Here is a 19171-nt window from a genome sequence, read left to right as displayed (position 1 = left end):
CCCCACCCCGCTCGCCTACCCGGGTCCGCCCTGGTAGGCGAGCACAGGTGGCTCAGTCGACGCCTGCTAGCTGGCTAGCGGGAAATCGCGCTAGTCAGCTTGCTGAAGGAGCTGCTAGCTTGGTAGCGTCGATCGATGATCGCGGAGCAACCGACCAGGAAGGTCCTGCAGGCCCTGAAGAAGGAGGGCTGGTCGAAGCTACGCGGTGGAGCCGGCAGTCATTCGATCTATGGTTGCCGGTCGGGCAAGCATGACGTGAGCGTTCCTGATGGGCACCGAACCGTTTCGCCAGGGGTGGTTCGAACGATCTTCAAGGCCGTAGCGGCATGCAATTGCCCGGAGGAGGATGCGAAATGAGTACGGCAATCACCTACGACGTGCACGCGAATCGTGTCGGACGATGGTGGGAGATCACGGTTCCCGACGTGTACGGGGACGATCCGTGCGGGCAGGCCAAACATCTCACCGACGTCGGCTACGAAGCCCGGACGATTATCGCCGCCAAACTCGATGTACCGCTGTCTCGTGTCGAAACCCGTTTGATCGTCGATGATTTCGGCGACGCCCGCGACGTGAGCGGACGCGTGCGTCATATCTCCGAGCTCCGCTCGAAAATCGAGCGCCTCACCGAGGAACTGAACGACGAGCAGCGCTCCCTGGTCCGCGAACTCCGCCGCGAATCAGTCCCCGACGTCGACGTCGCCACCCTCCTCAACGTCGCCCGCCAGAGAATCGGCCAGCTGGCGAAATAGGGTCTCGGCGCTTCGGCGGTGGTTGTGGATCCGGGTGGAGTTGGGTTCGGTGTGTGCCGCCTGGGCGCTATTTCTCCGCGTCGAGCAGGGTGTTCAGGCCGGTGAGGAGGAGGTCTAGGCCGAAGGTGAAGTCGGCGATGCCGGAGTGGGATCCGGTGATGACGAGGGTGGTGAGGGTGTGCATGTGGGGGTGGGTTTCCGGGGGGATCAGGGGGAGGAAATGGGTGGCGGCGGTGGTGTATTCGGTGGGGTCGAGGGGGAAGTTGACGGCTTGGAGGGTGAAGCCGTAGATGTGGCTGTCGAGGGCGTTCCAGGCTCGGTCGGCTTGTACGTAGGTGAAGCCCGCGGTCACCAGGCAGGCGAGGGTGGCGTCGATGTAGCGGAGCATGGCGGGGCCGACATTGACGCGGGAGCCGATCAGGCCGGTGGCCCACCGGTGGCGCAGCAGGACCTCGTGGGCCGAGATCGCGCGGCGGCGTAGTTCGGCCTGCCAATCACCACCGGCCGCGGGCACGTAGATCTCGGCGACGACCAGGTCGACGATGCCGTCGAGCAGGTCGTCCTTGTTGGCGACATGGTTGTACAGCGACATCGCCTCCACGCCGACCGCCTTGGCGAGCCGGCGCATCGACAGCGCGCCCAGACCGTCCCGGTCGGCGATCCCGATCGCCGCGCGCAGCACGTGCTCCCTGGTCAACGGCGTGCGAGGTGGCATGGCGTGTCCTGACTGTCTCCTTGACCCACTTACGGCGTAAGCGTAGCGTCTGGCGAAAGAGGCTTACGCTGTAAGTGCGAGAGGGAACGCTCATGACCGGTGTGGATACGACGACGATGACCGCCTGGGTCGCGCCCCGCTACGGCGGCAGCGAGGTGCTACGCGCCGAGCTCGTACCGGTCCCGGTGCCGGGGGAGCGCGAGGTGGTGGTCCGGGTCGATGCCGCCTCGCTGTGCAGTGGCGATCTGCACCTGCTCACCGGCACGCCGTATCTGCTGCGGCTCGGCTTCGGCCTCCGCAAGCCCAAGCGGCCGCGGATCGGCCAGAATCTCGCCGGTGAGGTGAGCGCGGTCGGCGCCGGTGTCACCGAATTCGCGGTGGGTGACCGGGTTTTCGGCACCGTGCCCAGCGGCGCGTTCGCCGGCTACGCGCGCGCCTCGGTGGACACCCTCGCGATCGTGCCCGCCGCGCTGAGTATGGCGGAGGCGGCGGCGATCCCGGATTCCGGCATGACGGCCCTGCAGGGGCTGCGTGATATCGGCGCGGTGCGGCCGGGTCGGCGCGTGCTGGTCAACGGCGCGTCCGGCGGGGTGGGCAGCTTCGCGGTGCAGATCGCGAAGGTCATGGGCGCGCACGTGACCGCGGTGTGCAGCACCAGGCACGTCGACATGGTGCGCGGCATCGGCGCCGACGTCGTGATCGACTACACGGCAGACGATTTCACCCGAACCGACGAGCCCTACGACGTCATCTTCGATCTCGCGGGCAACCGCACCCTGCGTGAGTGCCGCCGCGCGCTGACCGCCGACGGCGTCTTCGTCTCCTCCGCCGCCGCGCCCGGCGACAACTGGTTCGGCCCGGTCCGCTGGCTCGCGGCGGTGGCGCTCACCGACCTGGTGACCCGGCAGACCTTGAAGGCGCTGCTCATGCGGCCCGCCGCCGCCGACCTGACCTATCTGGCCGGGCTGGCGGCGGCGGGTTCGCTCCGTCCGGTGATCGAGCGCCGAATCCCTCTGCGGGAGGCGAACTCCGCGATCGAACAGTTCGCTCGCGGGCACGCTTCGGGAAAGACGGTCCTCACCGTGTCCTGAACAGGGCCGCCACGTCGACGGTGTCGGCCATGGCCGCCGCGCCCGCGTCGTTGAGGTGCATGCCGTCGCCGCTGTCGAACTCGGGCCGGATGAAGTCGGGCCGCGCGGGATCGGCGACGGCGCGGTCGACATCGAAGACCGAGTCGAAAACGTCGGTGGCGCGGATCCATTCGTTGACCGCGTGCCTGGTCGGCTGGGTTTCCAGCAGCGGCATGCCGGGGTACACGCACCCGGCGTAGGGGCCGATGGTCGCGACGTGGATGCGCAGACCCGCCGCGTGCGCCCGGTCCGCGAGTGCGGTGAAACCGGCGATCAGCTCCGCCGCGGTCGCCGACGGCTGGCCGCCCATCGCGCCCAGGATGAGGTCGTTGATGCCGAAGTTCACCAGCACGTCGCTGACGCCGGGAACCGCGAGGGCGTCGGATTGGAAACGCCCGAGCCCGGATTCGCCGATCTCGGTGGCGGTGAGCCGGTTGCCCGCGATGCCGTTGTTGACCACCCAGCCGTCGGTGAGGCGCGCGTTGAGCGCGTCGACCGATCGGCGGTTCGCGCTCAGGGTGGTGCCGACCCCCTCGAACCAGGAATCGCCGAACGCCACCGCGACCCGGCTGTCCGGCGCGGCGAGCACGTCGATGCCGGTGACGAAGAACCGGAACGGAACCTCCTGCGCGCCGGGCAGTTCCACATCGGCGCTGTGGTCCCCGGCGGTGATGTAGGCGATCTCGCCGGGCTGATGCGAGTAGGTCGCCAGGCCGGTCGATTCCGGCAGGTACAGGCTGAGCAACAGATCCTCGCCCGCGCCGACTGTCAGGTCCACCGGATCGCTCACCAGTTCCGCGCCCGGCGCCACGACGGCGATCGGCTCGCCGCCGAAGCGGAGCTCCCGATCCGTCTCGACCGCCGATCCCGCCTTGCGATGTCCCACCCGCGCCGCGCCGATCAGCAGCGGCGCCGTGCCGTAGCGATTGGTCAGCCGCACCCGCAGTGCCGCGCCGCCACCGGCCAGGCGTACGACCTGGCGCACCGTCTCGTCGTCGAAGGCGCGCGATTCGGCGAGCTTGATCTGCTCGTCGGGGCTGATCACTCCGGAGCGGAAACCGGCGACCCACATCTGCTGCATGACTACTCCATTAGTTGCTTCGAGGAATATTGCGTATGCATAGTTCTACACCGGAGTATTCCGCGCGTCAACTATCCGCTGAGCAAATATTGGCTAGAGTGGTCGGCATGCAGGAACTGTTCGACGACCCGCGGCTCACCATCTCCGGCTTGCTGTTCGAAGCGCACAGCGGCGTGCTGAAAAAGGTCGAGCCGGTGTGGAAGGCGCACGGCCTGTCCGGCCTCGATCTCAATGCCCTCATGCGCCTGAGCCGGTCGCCGCGGCGGCGTCTGCGGATGTCGGATCTGGCCGCGCAGACCGACCTGTCGACCAGCGGGGTCACCCGGCTCGTCGACCGGCTGGCCGCGGCCGGTCTGGTGGAACGCAGGCTCGATCCCACCGACCGGCGCAGCGCCTACGCCGCGCTCACCGATGCCGGCGCGACCCGGCTCGAGCAGGTGCTGCCCGACTATCTGGTCGCGCTCGAGGAGTGGCTCACCGGGTTGCTCACCCCGGCGCAGCTCGACGGCCTGGTCACGGGCCTGCGGGTGATCCGCGACGCCACCAATCCCACGGCCACGGCCATCGCCGACCGGCCCTGAGCGCTACTCGGCGCTCTCGCGGTACTTGCGGACCTTCGACAGGTTTCCGCAGCGGTCCATGGAGCACCAGCGGCGGCGGCCGGGGCGGGACGCGTCGACGAACAGCAGGCCGCAGGTCTCCGACGCGCACACACGAATGCGGGCGGCGAGGGGACTCGCGAAGAGGTCGACGGCGTCGCGGGCCAGCGTGGAGAGCGCGGCGCGCGCGGTCGGCGCCGGGTAGTCGCGGGTGCCGTCGGCGCCGAGCTGGGGGACCAGGGGTGGTTCGGTCGCGGCGGCATTGACGACGGCGATGTCGGCGGGGTCGAGGGGATGGCCCGCGGCGGCGCCGAACGCCGCGCGGGACAGGGCCGCGCGCAAGGTGTGGAACGCCGCGAGATCGGTGTCCTCGGCGGATACCTCGGGCAGCTCCAGGATGACGCCGAGCCACCGGCTCAGGTCCTCGGTGGTGTGCACGATCTCCCACACCGCGAGCTCACCCTCGCCACCGGTGTGTACCAGGTCGAGGCAGGCGCGCCCGGTCTGGAAGCGACGGCGCACCGCGGGCGGGAGAGACTTTCGCTCTTGCATGACACCAGTTTAACCGGTTACCGTCATGGCATGGCAATCGCGACGTACATCAATCCCGAATCCCTGCATTCCAACCCCGCATTCTCGCAGGTGGTGCGAGTCCCCGCCGGCGCCGACCTGGTCTACATCGGCGGCCAGAACGGGGTCGACGCCACCGGCCGCGTGGTCGGCGCCGACCTCGCCGCGCAGGTCCGCCAGACCCTCGACAATCTGCGCGCCTGCCTGGCGGCGGCCGGCGCCGAGCCCGCCGACGTGGTCAAGTGGAACCTGCTCATCAAGGAGGGGCAGAGCCTCCAGGAGGGCTTCGCCGCCTTCGGCGCGGCGTGGGGTCCGATGCCGAACCCGCCCGCGATCACCTTCGCGTTCGTGTCCGGTCTCGCGGTCGAGGGCGCGCTGATCGAGATCGAAGCGGTGGCTGCGGTTCGCTGATCAGTCGGTGAGTTCGCCCGCGGTGCGCCAGGATTGGCGTTCGGCGGCGAAGGCGTCGGCCTGCACCGCGCGGAAGTCGGCGATCGAGCCCGCGTTCTCGGTGAGGAAGCGGCGGTAGTCGGCCAGGCGGAATTCGCCGTCCTCGGTGGGCACGTGCACCTGGCCCGCGGCGAAGTCGGCGCGCAGGTCCAGCAGTTCGTCCGGCTCGACGGGATACCACCGGATGCGGTCGAAATAACGCAGCAGCCAAGGCGTTTCGGCATCCGTGTGGAACCGGTCGACGCCGGGGCCCGCGGTGCCGACGGGGCGCGCCCGGTGGTTCCAGACCTGCGTGGTGCGGCCGACGAACTGGTATCCGCCGGGTCCCTCCATGCCGTAGATGCACAGGTAGGCGCCGCCGATGCCGACGGCGTTCTCCGGCGTCCAGGTGCGGGCCGGGTTGTACTTGGTGGTGACCAGGCGATGCCGGGGGTCGGTCGGCGTGGCGACGGGCGCGCCGAGGTAGACGTCACCGAGGCCGAGCACCAGGTATTCGGCGTCGAAGACCGTGCGGTAGACGTCGTCGACCGAGTCCAGGCCGTTCATCCGGCGGATGAACTCGATGTTCCACGGGCACCACGGCGCGTCGGCGCGCACGCCGTGCATGTAGCGGGTGATCGCCTCACGGGTGGACGGGTCGTCCCAGGACAGCGGCAGGTGGACGGTCCGGCTCGGGACCACCAGCTCGGCCGAATTCGGCAGGTGCGCTTCGGCTTCGGCGAGCAGATCGAGCAGCTGGGGCACCGGCAGCACGGCGGGGTCGACGCGGATCTGCAAGGACCTGATGCCCGGGGTGAGTTCGACGACACCGCGCGGACTCAGCGCGATCAGATGCTGGTGCAGCGCGTGGGCCCGGGCCCGCAGGCCCAGATCCAGGGTGAGCGTGCCGTATTCGACCAGGACGCCGTCGTCGCCCTGGCGGCGGTAGGTCACGCCGGTCTCGTCGTCGACCTCGGCGCGGCGCAGGATGCCGTCGTCACCGTCGCGGCCCGCCGACACCACCGTGCCGAACCCGGCGCGGCGGCGCTGACCGAGTTCGTTCGCGGGCGCGGCGTGTTCCGCGCGGATCGGCACGAAGCGGACCTTGTCGCCGGGAGTGAGCTGGCCGAGCTTCCAGCGGTCGGCTGCGACGACCGTCACCGGGCAGACGAAACCGCCCAGGCTGGGGCCGTCGGGGCCGAGCAGGATCGGGGTGTCGCCGGTGAAGTCGAGCGCGCCGATCGAGTAGGCGTTGTCGTGGATGTTCGACGGGTGCAGCCCCGCCTCGCCGCCGTCGGTGCGCGCCCACTCCGGCTTCGGGCCGATCAGCCGGACGCCGGTGCGGTCGGAATTGAAGTGCACCTCGTAGTCGGTGCCGAGGATGGTGTCGAAGTCGGCGCGGGTGAAGAACTCCGGTGCGCCGTGCGGGCCCTCGGTGACCGCCAGTTCCCAGCGGTGGCCGAAGGCCGGGATATCGGTCATCGGGACGGCCGCGGCGAGGCGGGCGGGGGGTGCGCCGAGCGTCAGCGTGTCGTCGGCGCGCAGGGCCGCGCCGGTCCCACCGCCGAACTTTCCCAGGGTGAAAGTCGCCGCGCTGCCGAGGAATTGGTCGACATCGATACCGCCGGAGACGAGGACGTAGGTGCGCATGCCCGGACCGCGGATCGCGCCGACGTCGAGGACGCCGCCTGCGGGCACCTCGACCGTGCGCCACTGCTCGACCGGCGTGCCGTCGACCCGTACGTCGGCGACCGCGCCGGTGACGCACACCCAGGTCGCCGCGCCGAACCGCAGCGCGGGCCCGCCGAGCGTGCATTCCAGTCCGGCCGCGCCTTCCGGGTTGCCGAGCACGCGGTTGCCCAGCCGGAACGAGAGATCGTCCATCGGTCCCGACGGCGGAACGCCGATGTGCCAGTAGCCGATGCGGCCGGGCCAGTCCTGCACGGTGGTCTGCATGCCGGGGCGGAGAACCTCGACCGAGCGCGCGGTGTCGGTGCCGTGCCCGCCGAACGACGCCGGAGCGCCCACGGGCAGGCTCGCGATCGCGGCGGCGGCATCACGGCTGCCCGCGCGGGTGGCCGGGATGGATGAACGGGGCACGGTGCCGGTCGATTCCGAGACTCGGCCCACGGCGATCGTGGCGTCGACGCGGCTCATCGGGTCACCACCATGCGCACCGGCGTCGGGTCGAAACCGTTGCAGGGGTTGTTGATCTGCGGGCAGTTGGAGACCAGGACCAGCGTGTCGATCTCGGCGCGCAAGGTCACCTTCTTGCCCGGCGCGGACAGTCCGTCGACGATGCCGAGGGTGCCGTCGGCCTCCACCGGGACGTTCATGAACCAGTTGATGTTGGACACCAGATCCCGCTTGCCCAGACCCCATTCGAGCGCGGCGGTGAGGAAGTTCTCCACGCAGGCGTGCTGGTGGCGGGTGTGGTGGCCGTAGCGCAGGGTGTTGGATTCCTGCGAGCAGGCGCCGGCGATGGTGTCGTGATTGCCGACCTCGTCGGCGACCACCGTCATCAGCGGGGTGCCCGCCTCGGTGCGCAGCACGCTGCCCGTGGTCAGGAAGATGTTGCCCTGCGCGGCGACGGTGGCCTGCGCGCTGTAGCGGTCGGTGCGGTCGGCGGCGGAGTAGAGCAGGCAGTCGACGGCCTGGTTGCCGTGCAGGTCGATGATCTCGAGCTGGTCGCCCGCGCGGACGATCGCCGACCACGGCGCGTTGGCGGGAACGGTCTCGTCGAGGACGACGATGCGGGTGGACGTGGTCATGCCGGAACCTCCGTGTTCAGTGCGGCCGTCCAGGCGGCTTCGGTGTTGGCCACGGCCCGTCGGTATTCCGGGTCGTCGTTGGGGAGGGTGCCGAGTTCGGCGGGGGCCGACCAGGCGACCAGGTCGAGGTCGCCGGTGGGGCGCTCGTCGAGCGGGTGCGCGGCATTGGCGACCAGCAGGGTCAGCGGCAGGTGGATCAGCAGGTCGAGCGCCGCGCCCGCGGGTGCGTTGCCGGTGGCGACGAGACCGCCCACGGCGTCGACGCGGACGCCACGGAACAGTCCGATCGAGGGACCGATGTCGCGGGGTTCCAGGCCCTGCTTGGCCCCGGCGAGGTGCAGTTGCCGACGGCCCGCGATGGTCGGGCCGCACAGGGTGTCGTGGTGGCCGGAGGAGTCGGCCAGCACGGTCGCCAGCACCCGGCCCTGATCGGAGAGCAACGGGTGTCCCGCCCCGAGATAGGCCTGCCAGGGCACCTTCACGGTGTCGGCGACATTGAGCCGCTCCCACGGTGATTCGGCGCGCAGCAGGAACAGATGCGCGCCTGCGGTTCCGGTGGGATCGGCGAACCGCACGCGGGTTCCCCGGCCGAGCACGACATTCGCGTACCCGCCCGCGGGAATGCGCTGCGCGAGAACCACGGTGGCGGGGTCGACGCCGTCGGGCAGGTCGGGGCGGGCGATGGTCGCCGCCGCGGCTTGGGCGCGCGCGTGGGCGCGGGCGCCGTCGGTGGACTGGGTGCTCGTCATCGAGAAGCTCCTGCGTCGAGGGAAAGGAGGCGGGGCGGGTGGTGGCACGGCCGGCGTATCCGGCCGTGCCACCGTGGATCACGCGGCGGCAGGCGCGGTTTCGGCGATGGGCTCCTCCGTGGTCCGGACGGCGACCACGAATCGGTAGACGACGGCGCCCACGGTGAGGATCACCGCCACCGACAGCGGACCGGCCCAGAGCTGCCACCAGCTGCCACCCGCGGGGATGTACACCTCCGGTCGCGGCCAGGCCAGGTTGATCACCATGGCGATGCCCCACGCCACGGCGAGCGCGTTGATCGGCACGCCCCAGCGCCCCAGGCTGAACAGCGCCGGATCGTCCATGGCGGGCAGGCCCTTGATCCTGCGCACCAGCAGCGGCACGGTGACCAGCAGGTACGCCAGGTACAGGCTGACGATGCAGACACTGGCCAGCGTCGCGAAGATGGCGGGATTGCCCAGGTTCAGCACCAGCAGGCCGATGCCGAGCGCGCCGATCACCACCGCGGGCCACACCGGGGTGCCGAAGCGCGGGTGCACCGTCGACAGCGCCTTGGCGAACGGCAGCTTGCCGTCGCGCGCCATCGAGAACATCAGGCGCGAACCCGCGGTCTGGATGGCCAGCGTGCACACGATCACCGCGACGGCAACGCACCCGAGCAGCACCGATCCGGCGGGGCTGTTCAGCTTCGACATGATGACGTAAGCCAGTCCGCCGGAGGCCAATTCGCCGTCGGACAGGCTCGGCGCCGCCATCAGCGCGCCGATCAGCATGAGTCCGCCGCCCAGCGCCGACACCGACAGGGCCAGCAGGATGGTGCGCGGGGCGACCCGGCGCGGGTTCTTCGTCTCCTCCGACAGCTCGCCGGCCGAGTCGAAACCCACCATCACATACGCGGCCATCAGACCGGACACCAGGAACGCCGCCCAGTACGGGCCGGGCGCGGCCTGGTCGGTGTGCAGCACCACGCCGGGGCCACGCTCGGCGCCGGTGAAGAACAGCGCGATGATGGCCAGCACGCCGACGATCTCGATGGTGACGCCGATCGAATTGATCCGGGCCATCAGGTCGATGCCGATCACATTGATCGTGGTGGTGACCACCAGCAGCGCGCTGCCCAGCAGTACGGCGTTCATCGCGCCGTCGCGGGAGGTGAGCGCGGTGTCGGTGCCGATGATCTGGAATCCGCTCCAGATCGTGGGCAGCACCACCTGCAGCGCGATGGCGGCGGCCGCGGCGGTGACGACCTGGGCGATCACCATCATCCAGCCGGCGAACCAGCCGATCAGCCCGCCCGCCAGGCGGCGCGACCACTGGTAGATACAGCCGGAGATCGGATACCGGGCGGCCAGCTCGGCGAAGTTCAGCGCCACCAGGAACTGGCCGGCGAAGACCAGCGGCCAGGTCCAGAAGAACGCGGCGCCGCCGAACGAATAGCCGAATCCGAAGAACTGGAAGATCGTGGTGAGGATGGAAACGAACGAGAAGCCCGCCGCGAAGGACGCGTAGCGTCCCAGCTTGCGGTGCAGGACCGGCTGGTAGCCGAATGCCGCCAGATCGGCACTGTCGCGGGCGGTTTCGGGCGGGACGGCGGGGGAGTCGAGAGTCGCGGCCATGTCGGTGTCCTTCGGCGGTGCGGCCAAATATCTATCAGTCGATAGTTTTGCGCTCGCGATCGCTCGAACGGTGTCGTGCGTGTATCGAGTGTGGGACGCGCGGTAACTTCTGCGTTGCCCACGTTTCTATCGAGTGACAGGAATTCGACCGCGCGGCATCCGCGCCGGTGAGCAGCCCCTCCCGGGGCCGGTCCGGTCCCGATGACAGAATCGGGGACGTGGCAAACCTCGGACCCGGGCGCCCCCGGCTGGAACAGCGACGCAGACAGGGGACGACGCCGCGCGCGGAGATCCTCGACGCGGCGGCGGAACTGTTCACCACCAAGGGCTATGCCAACACCTCGACCAGGGCGGTCGCCGACGCCGTCGGCATCAGGCAGGCCTCGCTCTATCACCACTTCGCCGCCAAGGACGACATCCTCGACGCCCTGCTGGCCGAGACCATCGCCGCCCCGGCCGCGCTGGCCGGGCGCATGCGCGCCGAACCCGACGACGCGATCACCAAGCTCTACGCCCTGGCCCTGTTCGACGTGCGCCAACTCCGCGCGGCCCGCTGGAATCTCGGTGCCCTCTATCTGCTCCCCGAGGTGCGTACCGAACGCTTCGCCGTCTTCCGCGACCGCCGCGACGAGCTGCGCGCCCATTACGAACACCTGGCCGCCGCGGCCGCGCCCACGGCCGCCGGCGCCCGGATCCTGCCCTTCCGCCTGGTCGAAACGGTCATCGGCATCCGCTCCGACGAAGGCGCGGCGGGTCCCGAGACCGAACACGTCATCCCCGACGCAATCGTGCGCGTTATCGGCCATCCCGCCGACCCCGCCGAGATCCGCACCGCCGCCGAAGCCCTGCTCGCGCGCGTCGGCGAGATCGGGACCGATCCCGCCTGAGCAGGGCCGCGGCGCGCGCTCAGCCGGCGATGAACTTCAGGATGTCGCCGATGAGCTCCTGCTGGTAGGCGCCGAAGATGCCGTGCGGCGCACCGGGATACACCTTCAGCGTGCCGTCGCGGACCAGCTCGATCGACTTCAGCGCCGCGCCCGCGATCGGCACGATCTGATCGTCGTCGCCGTGCGCGATGAAGATCGGCACCTCCAGCGCCCGCAGGTCCTCGGTGAAGTCGGTGGCCGAGAACGCGGCGACACACTCGTAGGCGGCCTGGATGCCCGCCTGCATGCCCTGCCGCCAGAAATCCTCCTGCGCGCCCTTCGACACCGTGGCGCCCTCCCGGTTGAAACCGAAGAACGAGGGGGCGAGCTCCTGGTAGAAGTTCGACCGGTCGGCCAGCACTCCGGCCCGGATCCCGTCGAACACCTCCATCGGCAGGCCGTCCGGGTTCGACTCGGTCGCGACCATGATCGGCGGCACCGCGCCGACGGTGACGACCTTGGCCACCCGCTCGCGCCCGTGCCGCGCGGCATAGCGCACGACCTCGCCGCCGCCGGTGGAATGGCCGATCACGACGACATCGCGCAGGTCCAGCGACTCGATCAGCTCGGCGAGGTCGCGCGCGTAGGTGTCCATGTCGTTGCCCTGCCACGGCTGCGCCGAACGGCCGTGCCCGCGGCGGTCGTGCGCGATCACGCGGTAGCCCGCGTCGGCGAGGGTCTTGCGCTCGAGCGACCACGCGTCCGAGTTCAGCGGCCAGCCGTGGCTGAAGACGACGGGTTGCCCGGTGCCCCAGTCGGAGTAGTAGATCTCGGTGCCGTCGGACGTGGTGAAGTAGGGCATTGCGTTCCCATCGAAGAGGCGGATCGGTAGGTTCACCATCGTTGCTGGCCGGATGCCCGGCTGTCGCCTGCCGTACCGGCCGCCGATCCCGCTCTTTCGGACAGGCTCTAGATTCTCCGGTATGCGTGCTCTGCCCGATCGTGCCCGAATTCTTCCTCCCTCCGGGCCGCGGCGAATCGGGTTTCTCCTGTTCGACGGGGTGAAAGCCCTCGACTACATCGGTCCGGCAGAGGTTTTCGTCGAAGCCAATCAGTTCGCCGAGGCATACGACGTGGTGCTGCTCTCACCCTCGGGCGCGCCGGTGCAGACTTCCGTCGGCGGTGGGGTTGCCGTGGCGATGGCCGCCGCCGACGCACCCGCGCTGGACACGCTGGTGGTGCCGGGCAGCGAAGTGTCGCCCGACGAGTTCGTCCGGCCCGATCTCGTCGCGGCCGCGCGCCTGCTCGCGGCCCGCAGCAGGCGCGTCGTGTCCATCTGCAGCGGCGCGTTCGTCCTCGCCGAACTCGGCCTGCTGGACGGGCGCGCGGCGACCACGCACTGGAAGTTCGCCGACGAGCTGGCGCGCCGGTATCCGCGGGTCGACCTGCGGCCCGACCGGATCTTCGTCCGCTCGGGCGAGATCGCGACCTCCGCCGGTGTCGCCGCCGGAATCGACCTGGCCCTGGCGATCGTCGAGGAGGACTGCGGCAGCGCGGTGGCGCGCCGGGTGGCACAGGGACTGCTGGTGTACCTGCAGCGCTCCGGCGGGCAGGACCAGTTCTCCACCCCACTGCGCGCCGTCGCGGCCCGGCCGGGGCCGGTGCGCGTGGTCACCGACCTCATCGCGCGCGACCCCGCCCGCCAGCACAGCGTGCAGGCACTCGCGCGCCACGTGAACGTGAGCCCGCGCCATCTCACCCGGCTGTTCACCGAGGAGATCGGGATCGGCCCGGCCGAATACGCGGCCAGTGTGCGGTTCGAGCTGGCCAGGGCCCGGCTCGAAGCCGGGAGCTCGGTGAGCCGGGCGGCCGCCGACGCCGGGTTCTCCAGTGCCGAGTCCTTGCGCCGGGCCTTCATCGCCCGGCTCGGCGTCTCGCCCTCGGCCTACCGGCGACGCTTCCGCTCCGGCGCCGGGGCGCCGCCCCCGGAGCAGGCCGCCGCGGGCTGAGCGCCGTCAGCGGGTGGTCGGCGGGGCGATCTGCCAGTGCTGGTTGAGCGCGCCCGCGATCTCGGGGAGCACGGTGATCGGGATCCGCTTGGCGCGCAGGAATTCCCGGATCTCGGTGACCTGCTCGCGTTTGCGCATGTCGTAGGCGCCCGCGACGGGACGGACCACCGGCGGGATGGACAGCAGGACCAGCTCGTCGGTGGAGGCGCCGCCGGTCAGGTCGAGGGCCAGCGCCCAGCGGGAACGCTCGTCGAGGGTGAACCGGCCCGCGACGACCCGATCCCACGGGACCGTCGCGGACCGGAACGGGGTCCTGGTGTAGATGGCGTGCTCGGTGAGCTCGACGACATCGCGCACGAACAGCGCGACACCCGCCGCGACGCCCGCGATCGCGCCGACGAGCAGGCCGGTGACCACCCGGTTCACCCCGAACATCGCCAGGAACAACCCGACGAAGCCCGTGGTGACCAGCAATCCGATCAGGCAGTAGAACAGGCTCCGGCTCGCAGGCACGACCCCGGCACGCACGACCGCCATGCGGACCTCCTTCTCGACGACTCGCGGCCCACCCTAGCGGCAGGCCTCACGACCCGAGCGACACCGCCGCCTCGGAGGTCTCCACCAGGAAGGTGAAGGTCTCCTGGAAGTACAGCTGCACGGTCTCGGCATCGTGGCTCAGGTAACCGATCGACAGATCCTGGCCCAGCGCCAGCTCGAAGTCGCCGCCGCGGGTGGTGAGCGCGAAGCCGCCGGTGATGGCGGGCGCCCAGATGATCTCGCCGTCGATCAGCCGCTCGATATGGGTGCGGATCGGGTGACCGTGGTCGGAGGTCTCGCTGACCTTGGTGTACAGGTCGGCGCTGAGCACCACCGAGTACGGGCCCTGCACGCCCGCCAGGCGCAGGCCGGTGAGCGCGTGCGAGATCGCGTCGGGGATGTCGACGACATTGCTCGGCAGCGCGACCGGATCGTTGGACGCGGCCGCCCGGATGCCGGTGATGCCGGCGGCGGCGTAGCTCTCGAAGATCGCGCGGTCCTCGGCGAAGGCGATCTTCTGGGCGGCGTCCTTGAGGTTGTCGAAGTCGGCGTCGCCCGCGCCGCGCTCGATGTCGTCGAGCTCGGCGCGCTGCAACGTGAACGGCACGCGCAGCTCCACCAGCGGTTGCACCACCCGCTGGTGCGCCTGGACGCCGGTGTCCGGGGACTCGATGGAGGTGAGCCTGCCGCGGTTGAGCGCCGAGTACGCGACCCCGTGCGGGCCGGACACGTCGACGACCCGGCGGCCCGCGATGTTGCGCTTGAACGTGCGGGTGGCTTCTTCCTCGATCTCGGCCCAGGCCTCGTCGCTGATCGGCGCGAGTTCGCGATGCAGGTTGTTCATTCAGATACTCCTTTTCATCGTGCCGATGCCGAGCGAGCCGTCGGAGCCGGCCGCCGCGGCGTTCGCCTGTTCCACCGGGGCGAATTCGGGCAGGGAATCGGATTCTTCGTCGGTGGCTACGGATTCGGGTGCGTCGGGCAGGTCGTCGAGGAAATCGACGGTGGGGGTGAAGAACAGGGTGCCGGTGACGGCGAAGGAGAAGTCCAGGATCCGGTCGTAGGCGGCCTCGTCGGTGCCGAGGAACATCCGCTCGAGCATGCGTTCGGTGACGCTCGGCGTGGCCGCGTAGGCGATGTAGTACGTGCCGAACTCGCCGGTGCCGATGGTGCCGAAAGGCATGTTGGCCCGGAGGATCTCGCGTTCGGTGCCGTCGGGGTCGACCAGGGTGTTGACCGCCACGTGCGAGTCGGCGGGCTTCACGTCGTCGGGCAGTTCGTAGTCGGCGAGCTTGGTGCGGCCGATCACCCGCTCCTGCTCCTCGATCGAGAGCGCGTTCCACTGGTCCAGCGGATGGGTGTACTTCTGCACGATCACGTAGCTGCCGCCGGTGAATTCGGGATCCTCGTCCCCGATCAGCGCCGCCGACGCCGCGGCGCGGCCCTCGGGATTCTCGGTGCCGTCGACGAAACCGAGCAGATCGCGCTGTTCGAAGTAGCGGAAGCCGACGGTCTCGTCGACGATCGTGGCCGCGCCGCGCAGCCGCTCGCCGATCACCATGGCCAGTTCGAAGCACGGGCCCTGGGTCTCGGCCCTGATGTGGAAGAGCAGGTCGCCCGGCGTGGCCGGGGCGCTGTGGATCGGGCCGGCGTAGCCCGGGAACTCGTGCAGCTCAGCGGGTTTCGGGCCGACGAAGAGCCGGTCCCAGGCCGCGGCGCCGATGGAGGTGACGCAGGACAATCCGTCGCCGGGTACCCGGAAACCGATGGAACGGCGCAACCCGGAGATATCGGACAGGAGGTCACGCACCGCCGACTCGCCGCCCTCGTCGATGGTGGCGACGAGGAAAATGGCGGCCGGCGTGAGTGGATCGAGGATCGGCTGAGGCTCACCCATGCCGTCCAGAGTAGAGCTCCGCGCCGACAGGTACGCGCCACGCCCTGGCGTGTCAGCGACCCGCGGGCTACCCCTACTTGGCGACGGTCAGCAGAAACGCCACGTCATCGATGGCTTTCACGCTGTGCCGGGCCCGTGGGACCACGATCAGGTCACCCGCCGAACCCTTCCACTCGTCGGTACCCGAAATCAGCACCAGCGTGCCGGTGAGCACCTGGATGGTGGCGTCGCCCGCGTTGTCGTGTTCGGCCAGGCTCTGGCCCTCGGTCAGCGCGACCACGGTCTGCCGCAGCACATGGGTGTGGCCGCCGATGACGGTCTGCGAACTCCGGCCACTCGTCGAGGTGGCCGCCAGCTTCAGCTGTTGGCGGGCCACCGCGGTCAGCGATTTCTTGTCCATGACATCGCGCCTTTCCCGGGGGCTTGGTATCAGGGAGTATGCCCGAGACCCCGCCGGGAACCGGCCGTTTTGCCCCGACCGTCACCGACGTGTTGTCAGCGGCGGGTGTAGTGGCGAACGCGATATCTCAGGCCCGATTTCGACTCCAGCCAGGCGGTTTCCGGCGCGTGCCAGCCCGCGTCGATCGGCGGGGCGAAGGCGTCGCCGGCGACGGTGGTGTCGACCTCGGTGACCAGCAGGTTCGTCGCCAGGGGGAGGGCGGCGCGGTAGATCTCGCCGCCACCGGCGATCCAGACGTCGGCGTCACCGGCCAGCGCCAGCGCGTCGGGGAGGGAGGCGGCGCGTTCGGCGCCCTCGGCCGACCAGTCCGGCTGCCGGGTGACCACGATATTGCGGCGCCCGGCCAGCGGGCGGAAGGCCGCGGGCAGCGAATCCCAGGTGCGCCTGCCCATGACGACCGGGTGGCCCATGGTGGTGTCGCGGAAGTTGGCCATGTCCTCGGGGACGCGCCACGGAATCGTGTTGTCCACCCCGATGACGCCGTTCGCGGCCTGCGCCCAGATCAGGCCGATCCGTCTGCTCACACCGCCACCGGCGCCTTGATGGCCGGGTGGTGCCGGTAACCGGTGATCTCGATGTCCTCGTAGGTGTAGTCGAACAGGCTGGTGGCGGGGCGCAGGTGCAGCTGCGGGAACGGGTAGGGCTCGCGGCCGAGCTGCTCGCGCGCCTGGTCCACGTGGTTGTCGTAGATGTGCACGTCGCCGCCGGTCCAGATGAACTCGCCCGGTTCCAGCTCGGTCTGCTGGGCCACCATCAGGGTGAGCAGCGCGTAGCTGGCGATATTGAACGGCACGCCGAGGAACAGATCGGCGCTGCGCTGGTAGAGCTGGCACGACAGCTTGCCGTCGGCCACGTAGAACTGGAAGAACGCGTGGCAGGGGGCCAGGGCCATCTTGTCCAGCTCGGCCACGTTCCAGGCCGACACGATCATCCGGCGCGAATCCGGGTCGGTGCGCAGGGTGTGCAGGACCTGGGAGATCTGGTCGATGTGGGTGCCGTCGGGCGTCGGCCACGAGCGCCACTGCACGCCGTAGACCGGGCCCAGCTCGCCCTGGGGGTCGGCCCACTCGTCCCAGATGGTGACGCCGTGTTCCCGCAGCCAGGACACATTCGAGTCGCCGCGCAGGAACCACAGCAGCTCGTAGGCGATGGACTTCATGTGCACCCGCTTGGTGGTGATCAGCGGGAAGCTCTCGGCCAGGTCGTAGCGCAGCTGGTGCCCGAAGATGCTGCGGGTTCCGGTGCCGGTCCGATCCGCTTTGGGCGTGCCGTCCTCCAGCACGTGCCGGAGCAGATCCTCGTACTGCGTATCAGGGGTGGCCACGCCTGGCGATTCTAGTGGGCGCGGCACCTGGCAAGCTCTCCGCGTATGCGCAAGCTCTACGTGATCGGTATCGGTGCCGGTGACCCCGACCAGGTGACGATGCAGGCGATCAAGGCCATGCGACACGCCGACGCGTTCTTCGTCATCGGCAAGGGCGCCGAGAAGCGGGAACTCGTCGACGTCCGCACCGCGATCCTCACCGAGCACGTGCCGGGTCCGCATCGGATCGTCGAGATCGCCGACCCGCCGCGCGACCGCACCCCCGACGACTACGCCGGGGTGGTCCAGGACTGGCACGAGCGCCGCGCTGCCCTGCTCGCGGCCGCGTTCGACGAGGTCGACGGGGTGGGCGCGATCCTGGTGTGGGGTGATCCCGCCCTCTACGACAGCACCCTGCGGATGGTCGAACTGGTCCTGGCGCGCGGCCGCTCGGCCTTCGACTACGAGGTGATCCCCGGCGTCACCAGCGTCGCCGCCCTGGCCGCCGGGCATCGCGTGGTGCTGCACCGGATCGGCGAGCCGGTCCACGTGACCACCGGGCGCAGGCTGCGCGAGGAAGGCCTGGGCCCGGGCTCGACCGTGGTGATGCTCGACGGCGACTGCTCGTTCACCGAGATCCCCGGTGACGACGTGCACATCTGGTGGGGCGCCTACCTGGGCATGCCCGACGAGACCCTGATCGAGGGCCCGCTGCGCGAGGTGGAGCAGCGGATCCTGACCCGCCGGGCCGAGCTGCGCGCGGCCAAGGGCTGGATCATGGACGTGTACCTGCTGCGGAGCCGATAAACTGGCCGGGTGCCCGAGCTACCCGAGGTAGAGGCGCTGGCGCAGTTCCTGCGGGACCACGCGGTCGGCGCGGTGGTGGGGCGTGTCGACGTGGCGGCGCTGAGCGCGGTGAAGACGTTCGACCCGCCCGTCACGGCGCTGTCCGGACGCGATGTCACCGGCGCGAACCGGTGGGGCAAGTTCCTGGGCATGGACTGCGGCGGGCTGTGGCTGATCACCCATCTCTCGCGTGGCGGCTGGCTGCGCTGGGTGGACGAACCGAATCCGCTGCCGCCGAAACCGGGCGGCAAGTCGCCGCTGGCGCTGCGGGTGCACTTCTTCACCCCCGAGGGCGCCACGCCGGCGATCGACCTCACCGAGGCGGGAACGAAGAAGCGGCTGGCCGTCTACATCGTCGACGATCCGAAGGCGGTGCCCGGTATCGCGCGGCTCGGGCCGGACGCGCTGGCGGTGACCGAGGACGAGTTCGCCGCGTTGCTGCGCGGCACCTCGCAGCGGATCAAGACCGCGCTGGTGGACCAGACCCTGCTCGCCGGAATCGGCAACGCCTACTCCGACGAGATACTGCACACCGCCAAGATCTCGCCCTTCGCCAATACGAAAACCATGCCGGCGGAGACCGTTTCGCAGCTGTACGCGGCGATGCGGGAGGTCCTGCTCGACGCGGTGGCGCGCTCGGTCGGCCAGGACGCGGCCCGGCTCAAGGGCGAGAAGCGATCCGGGATGCGCGTCCACGCGCGCACCGGCGAGAAGTGCCCGGTGTGCGGTGACGTGGTGCGCGAGGTGTCCTACGCCGAGCGCTCGTTCCAGTACTGCGCCACCTGCCAGACCGGCGGCAAGGTGCTCGCGGACCGGCGGATGTCGCGGTTGCTCAAGTAG

The 19171-nt window shown here is 70.0% G+C and carries 23 protein-coding genes; 9 read left to right on the top strand and 14 right to left on the bottom strand.

Annotated elements, in window-relative coordinates:
- Positions 1-135 precede the first annotated feature (135 nt).
- Both EL493_RS31755 and EL493_RS31750 read left to right on the top strand, forming a co-directional pair.
- Entirely contained in the window at positions 136-357 is a 222-nt protein-coding gene (locus EL493_RS31755; protein WP_022566224.1) for a type II toxin-antitoxin system HicA family toxin, read from the top strand.
- Positions 354-752: a hypothetical protein gene (locus EL493_RS31750; RefSeq protein WP_019049311.1), complete on the top strand. Its 399-nt coding sequence runs from the start codon at positions 354-356 to the stop codon at positions 750-752. The genes EL493_RS31755 and EL493_RS31750 overlap by 4 nt, the downstream gene beginning before the upstream one ends.
- Before the next feature lie 67 nt (positions 753-819).
- Here EL493_RS31750 and EL493_RS31745 read toward each other — a convergent pair whose 3' ends face one another.
- Positions 820-1467 (bottom strand): TetR/AcrR family transcriptional regulator C-terminal domain-containing protein, encoded by a 648-nt coding sequence (locus EL493_RS31745; RefSeq protein ID WP_022566225.1) that lies wholly within the window; start codon positions 1465-1467, stop codon positions 820-822.
- A 92-nt stretch (positions 1468-1559) separates the two neighbouring features.
- Here EL493_RS31745 and EL493_RS31740 point away from each other — a divergent pair, with 92 nt between their 5' ends.
- On the top strand, positions 1560-2558 hold the full coding sequence (locus EL493_RS31740; protein ID WP_197724360.1) for an NAD(P)-dependent alcohol dehydrogenase: 999 nt from the start codon (positions 1560-1562) through the stop codon (positions 2556-2558).
- Here the strand turns inward: EL493_RS31740 and EL493_RS31735 are convergent.
- On the bottom strand, positions 2545-3678 hold the full coding sequence (locus tag EL493_RS31735) for a GDSL-type esterase/lipase family protein (protein WP_019049308.1): 1134 nt from the start codon (positions 3676-3678) through the stop codon (positions 2545-2547). The genes EL493_RS31740 and EL493_RS31735 overlap by 14 nt on opposite strands.
- Positions 3679-3785: 107 nt before the next feature.
- Here EL493_RS31735 and EL493_RS31730 point away from each other — a divergent pair, with 107 nt between their 5' ends.
- The gene (locus tag EL493_RS31730) at positions 3786-4259 is read left to right on the top strand and encodes a MarR family winged helix-turn-helix transcriptional regulator (protein WP_022566226.1); all 474 of its coding nucleotides are present in this window, start codon (positions 3786-3788) and stop codon (positions 4257-4259) included.
- Between the two features lie 3 nt (positions 4260-4262).
- On the opposite strand, the gene EL493_RS31725 is transcribed toward EL493_RS31730, so the two are convergent.
- Positions 4263-4829, bottom strand: a complete 567-nt coding sequence (locus EL493_RS31725; protein ID WP_022566227.1) for a CGNR zinc finger domain-containing protein — start codon at positions 4827-4829, stop codon at positions 4263-4265.
- A 30-nt stretch (positions 4830-4859) separates the two neighbouring features.
- On the opposite strand from EL493_RS31725, the gene EL493_RS31720 reads away from it, so the two are divergent.
- Positions 4860-5258: a RidA family protein gene (locus tag EL493_RS31720; RefSeq protein ID WP_019049305.1), complete on the top strand. Its 399-nt coding sequence runs from the start codon at positions 4860-4862 to the stop codon at positions 5256-5258.
- Here EL493_RS31720 and EL493_RS31715 read toward each other — a convergent pair whose 3' ends face one another.
- The 4 genes from EL493_RS31715 to EL493_RS31700 all read right to left on the bottom strand — a co-directional run bounded on the left by EL493_RS31715 (position 5259) and on the right by EL493_RS31700 (position 10413).
- The gene (locus EL493_RS31715) at positions 5259-7232 is read right to left on the bottom strand and encodes a 5-oxoprolinase/urea amidolyase family protein (RefSeq protein ID WP_030201153.1); all 1974 of its coding nucleotides are present in this window, start codon (positions 7230-7232) and stop codon (positions 5259-5261) included.
- Positions 7233-7429: 197 nt separating this feature from the next.
- Complete coding sequence (locus EL493_RS31710) at positions 7430-8047, bottom strand: urea amidolyase associated protein UAAP2 (RefSeq protein WP_019049303.1); 618 nt, start codon at positions 8045-8047, stop codon at positions 7430-7432.
- The gene (locus EL493_RS31705; protein WP_019049302.1) at positions 8044-8796 is read right to left on the bottom strand and encodes a DUF1989 domain-containing protein; all 753 of its coding nucleotides are present in this window, start codon (positions 8794-8796) and stop codon (positions 8044-8046) included. Before EL493_RS31705 ends, EL493_RS31710 begins: the two co-directional genes overlap by 4 nt.
- A 78-nt stretch (positions 8797-8874) precedes the next feature.
- Complete coding sequence (locus tag EL493_RS31700) at positions 8875-10413, bottom strand: amino acid permease (RefSeq protein WP_022566228.1); 1539 nt, start codon at positions 10411-10413, stop codon at positions 8875-8877.
- Positions 10414-10631: 218 nt separating this feature from the next.
- Between EL493_RS31700 and EL493_RS31695 the strand changes: the two genes are divergently transcribed.
- Complete coding sequence (locus EL493_RS31695; RefSeq protein WP_019049300.1) at positions 10632-11300, top strand: TetR/AcrR family transcriptional regulator; 669 nt, start codon at positions 10632-10634, stop codon at positions 11298-11300.
- Between the two features lie 19 nt (positions 11301-11319).
- On the opposite strand, the gene EL493_RS31690 is transcribed toward EL493_RS31695, so the two are convergent.
- Complete coding sequence (locus EL493_RS31690) at positions 11320-12141, bottom strand: alpha/beta fold hydrolase (RefSeq protein ID WP_019049299.1); 822 nt, start codon at positions 12139-12141, stop codon at positions 11320-11322.
- Positions 12142-12340: 199 nt separating this feature from the next.
- Here EL493_RS31690 and EL493_RS31685 point away from each other — a divergent pair, with 199 nt between their 5' ends.
- Entirely contained in the window at positions 12341-13288 is a 948-nt protein-coding gene (locus EL493_RS31685) for a GlxA family transcriptional regulator (protein ID WP_019049298.1), read from the top strand.
- A 6-nt stretch (positions 13289-13294) separates the two neighbouring features.
- Here EL493_RS31685 and EL493_RS31680 read toward each other — a convergent pair whose 3' ends face one another.
- The 6 genes from EL493_RS31680 to EL493_RS31655 all read right to left on the bottom strand — a co-directional run bounded on the left by EL493_RS31680 (position 13295) and on the right by EL493_RS31655 (position 17506).
- Positions 13295-13825: a hypothetical protein gene (locus EL493_RS31680; protein WP_019049297.1), complete on the bottom strand. Its 531-nt coding sequence runs from the start codon at positions 13823-13825 to the stop codon at positions 13295-13297.
- 46 nt (positions 13826-13871) lie between these two features.
- On the bottom strand, positions 13872-14669 hold the full coding sequence (locus tag EL493_RS31675) for a family 1 encapsulin nanocompartment shell protein (RefSeq protein WP_019049296.1): 798 nt from the start codon (positions 14667-14669) through the stop codon (positions 13872-13874).
- On the bottom strand, positions 14670-15722 hold the full coding sequence (locus tag EL493_RS31670; RefSeq protein WP_019049295.1) for a Dyp-type peroxidase: 1053 nt from the start codon (positions 15720-15722) through the stop codon (positions 14670-14672). It abuts the gene before it with no gap.
- Positions 15723-15795: 73 nt separating this feature from the next.
- Positions 15796-16122: a cupin domain-containing protein gene (locus tag EL493_RS31665; protein ID WP_019049294.1), complete on the bottom strand. Its 327-nt coding sequence runs from the start codon at positions 16120-16122 to the stop codon at positions 15796-15798.
- A gap of 95 nt (positions 16123-16217) precedes the next feature.
- Positions 16218-16706, bottom strand: a complete 489-nt coding sequence (locus tag EL493_RS31660) for a dihydrofolate reductase (protein ID WP_019049293.1) — start codon at positions 16704-16706, stop codon at positions 16218-16220.
- Positions 16703-17506 carry a thymidylate synthase gene (locus EL493_RS31655; protein WP_019049292.1) on the bottom strand — a complete coding sequence of 268 codons (804 nt, stop codon included), beginning with the start codon at positions 17504-17506 and terminating at the stop codon, positions 16703-16705. The genes EL493_RS31660 and EL493_RS31655 overlap by 4 nt, the downstream gene beginning before the upstream one ends.
- A 45-nt stretch (positions 17507-17551) precedes the next feature.
- On the opposite strand from EL493_RS31655, the gene cobF reads away from it, so the two are divergent.
- A complete protein-coding gene (gene cobF / locus EL493_RS31650; protein WP_019049291.1) occupies positions 17552-18292 on the top strand; it encodes a precorrin-6A synthase (deacetylating) in 741 nt (246 codons plus the stop codon).
- 9 nt (positions 18293-18301) lie between these two features.
- Positions 18302-19171 carry an Fpg/Nei family DNA glycosylase gene (locus tag EL493_RS31645; protein ID WP_019049290.1) on the top strand — a complete coding sequence of 290 codons (870 nt, stop codon included), beginning with the start codon at positions 18302-18304 and terminating at the stop codon, positions 19169-19171.

The organism is Nocardia asteroides, from assembly GCF_900637185.1.
Taxonomy (GTDB): Bacteria; Actinomycetota; Actinomycetes; order Mycobacteriales; family Mycobacteriaceae; genus Nocardia; species Nocardia asteroides.
Note: the sequence above shows the minus strand (reverse complement) of the source record. Positions and strands in the feature narration are given on the sequence as shown.

What these genes read in the sequence shown, in the direction of transcription:
- EL493_RS31755 (WP_022566224.1), top strand. Translation starts at nt 136, where the DNA reads ATGATCGCGGAGCAACCGACCAGGAAGGTCCTGCAGGCCCTGAAGAAG.
- EL493_RS31750 (WP_019049311.1), top strand. Translation starts at nt 354, where the DNA reads ATGAGTACGGCAATCACCTACGACGTGCACGCGAATCGTGTCGGACGA.
- EL493_RS31745 (WP_022566225.1), bottom strand. Translation starts at nt 1,467, where the DNA reads ATGCCACCTCGCACGCCGTTGACCAGGGAGCACGTGCTGCGCGCGGCG.
- EL493_RS31740 (WP_197724360.1), top strand. Translation starts at nt 1,560, where the DNA reads ATGACCGGTGTGGATACGACGACGATGACCGCCTGGGTCGCGCCCCGC.
- EL493_RS31735 (WP_019049308.1), bottom strand. Translation starts at nt 3,678, where the DNA reads ATGCAGCAGATGTGGGTCGCCGGTTTCCGCTCCGGAGTGATCAGCCCC.
- EL493_RS31730 (WP_022566226.1), top strand. Translation starts at nt 3,786, where the DNA reads ATGCAGGAACTGTTCGACGACCCGCGGCTCACCATCTCCGGCTTGCTG.
- EL493_RS31725 (WP_022566227.1), bottom strand. Translation starts at nt 4,829, where the DNA reads ATGCAAGAGCGAAAGTCTCTCCCGCCCGCGGTGCGCCGTCGCTTCCAG.
- EL493_RS31720 (WP_019049305.1), top strand. Translation starts at nt 4,860, where the DNA reads ATGGCAATCGCGACGTACATCAATCCCGAATCCCTGCATTCCAACCCC.
- EL493_RS31715 (WP_030201153.1), bottom strand. Translation starts at nt 7,232, where the DNA reads ATGCAGACCACCGTGCAGGACTGGCCCGGCCGCATCGGCTACTGGCAC.
- EL493_RS31710 (WP_019049303.1), bottom strand. Translation starts at nt 8,047, where the DNA reads ATGACCACGTCCACCCGCATCGTCGTCCTCGACGAGACCGTTCCCGCC.
- EL493_RS31705 (WP_019049302.1), bottom strand. Translation starts at nt 8,796, where the DNA reads ATGACGAGCACCCAGTCCACCGACGGCGCCCGCGCCCACGCGCGCGCC.
- EL493_RS31700 (WP_022566228.1), bottom strand. Translation starts at nt 10,413, where the DNA reads ATGGCCGCGACTCTCGACTCCCCCGCCGTCCCGCCCGAAACCGCCCGC.
- EL493_RS31690 (WP_019049299.1), bottom strand. Translation starts at nt 12,141, where the DNA reads ATGCCCTACTTCACCACGTCCGACGGCACCGAGATCTACTACTCCGAC.
- EL493_RS31680 (WP_019049297.1), bottom strand. Translation starts at nt 13,825, where the DNA reads ATGGCGGTCGTGCGTGCCGGGGTCGTGCCTGCGAGCCGGAGCCTGTTC.
- EL493_RS31675 (WP_019049296.1), bottom strand. Translation starts at nt 14,669, where the DNA reads ATGAACAACCTGCATCGCGAACTCGCGCCGATCAGCGACGAGGCCTGG.
- EL493_RS31670 (WP_019049295.1), bottom strand. Translation starts at nt 15,722, where the DNA reads ATGGGTGAGCCTCAGCCGATCCTCGATCCACTCACGCCGGCCGCCATT.
- EL493_RS31665 (WP_019049294.1), bottom strand. Translation starts at nt 16,122, where the DNA reads ATGGACAAGAAATCGCTGACCGCGGTGGCCCGCCAACAGCTGAAGCTG.
- cobF (WP_019049291.1), top strand. Translation starts at nt 17,552, where the DNA reads ATGCGCAAGCTCTACGTGATCGGTATCGGTGCCGGTGACCCCGACCAG.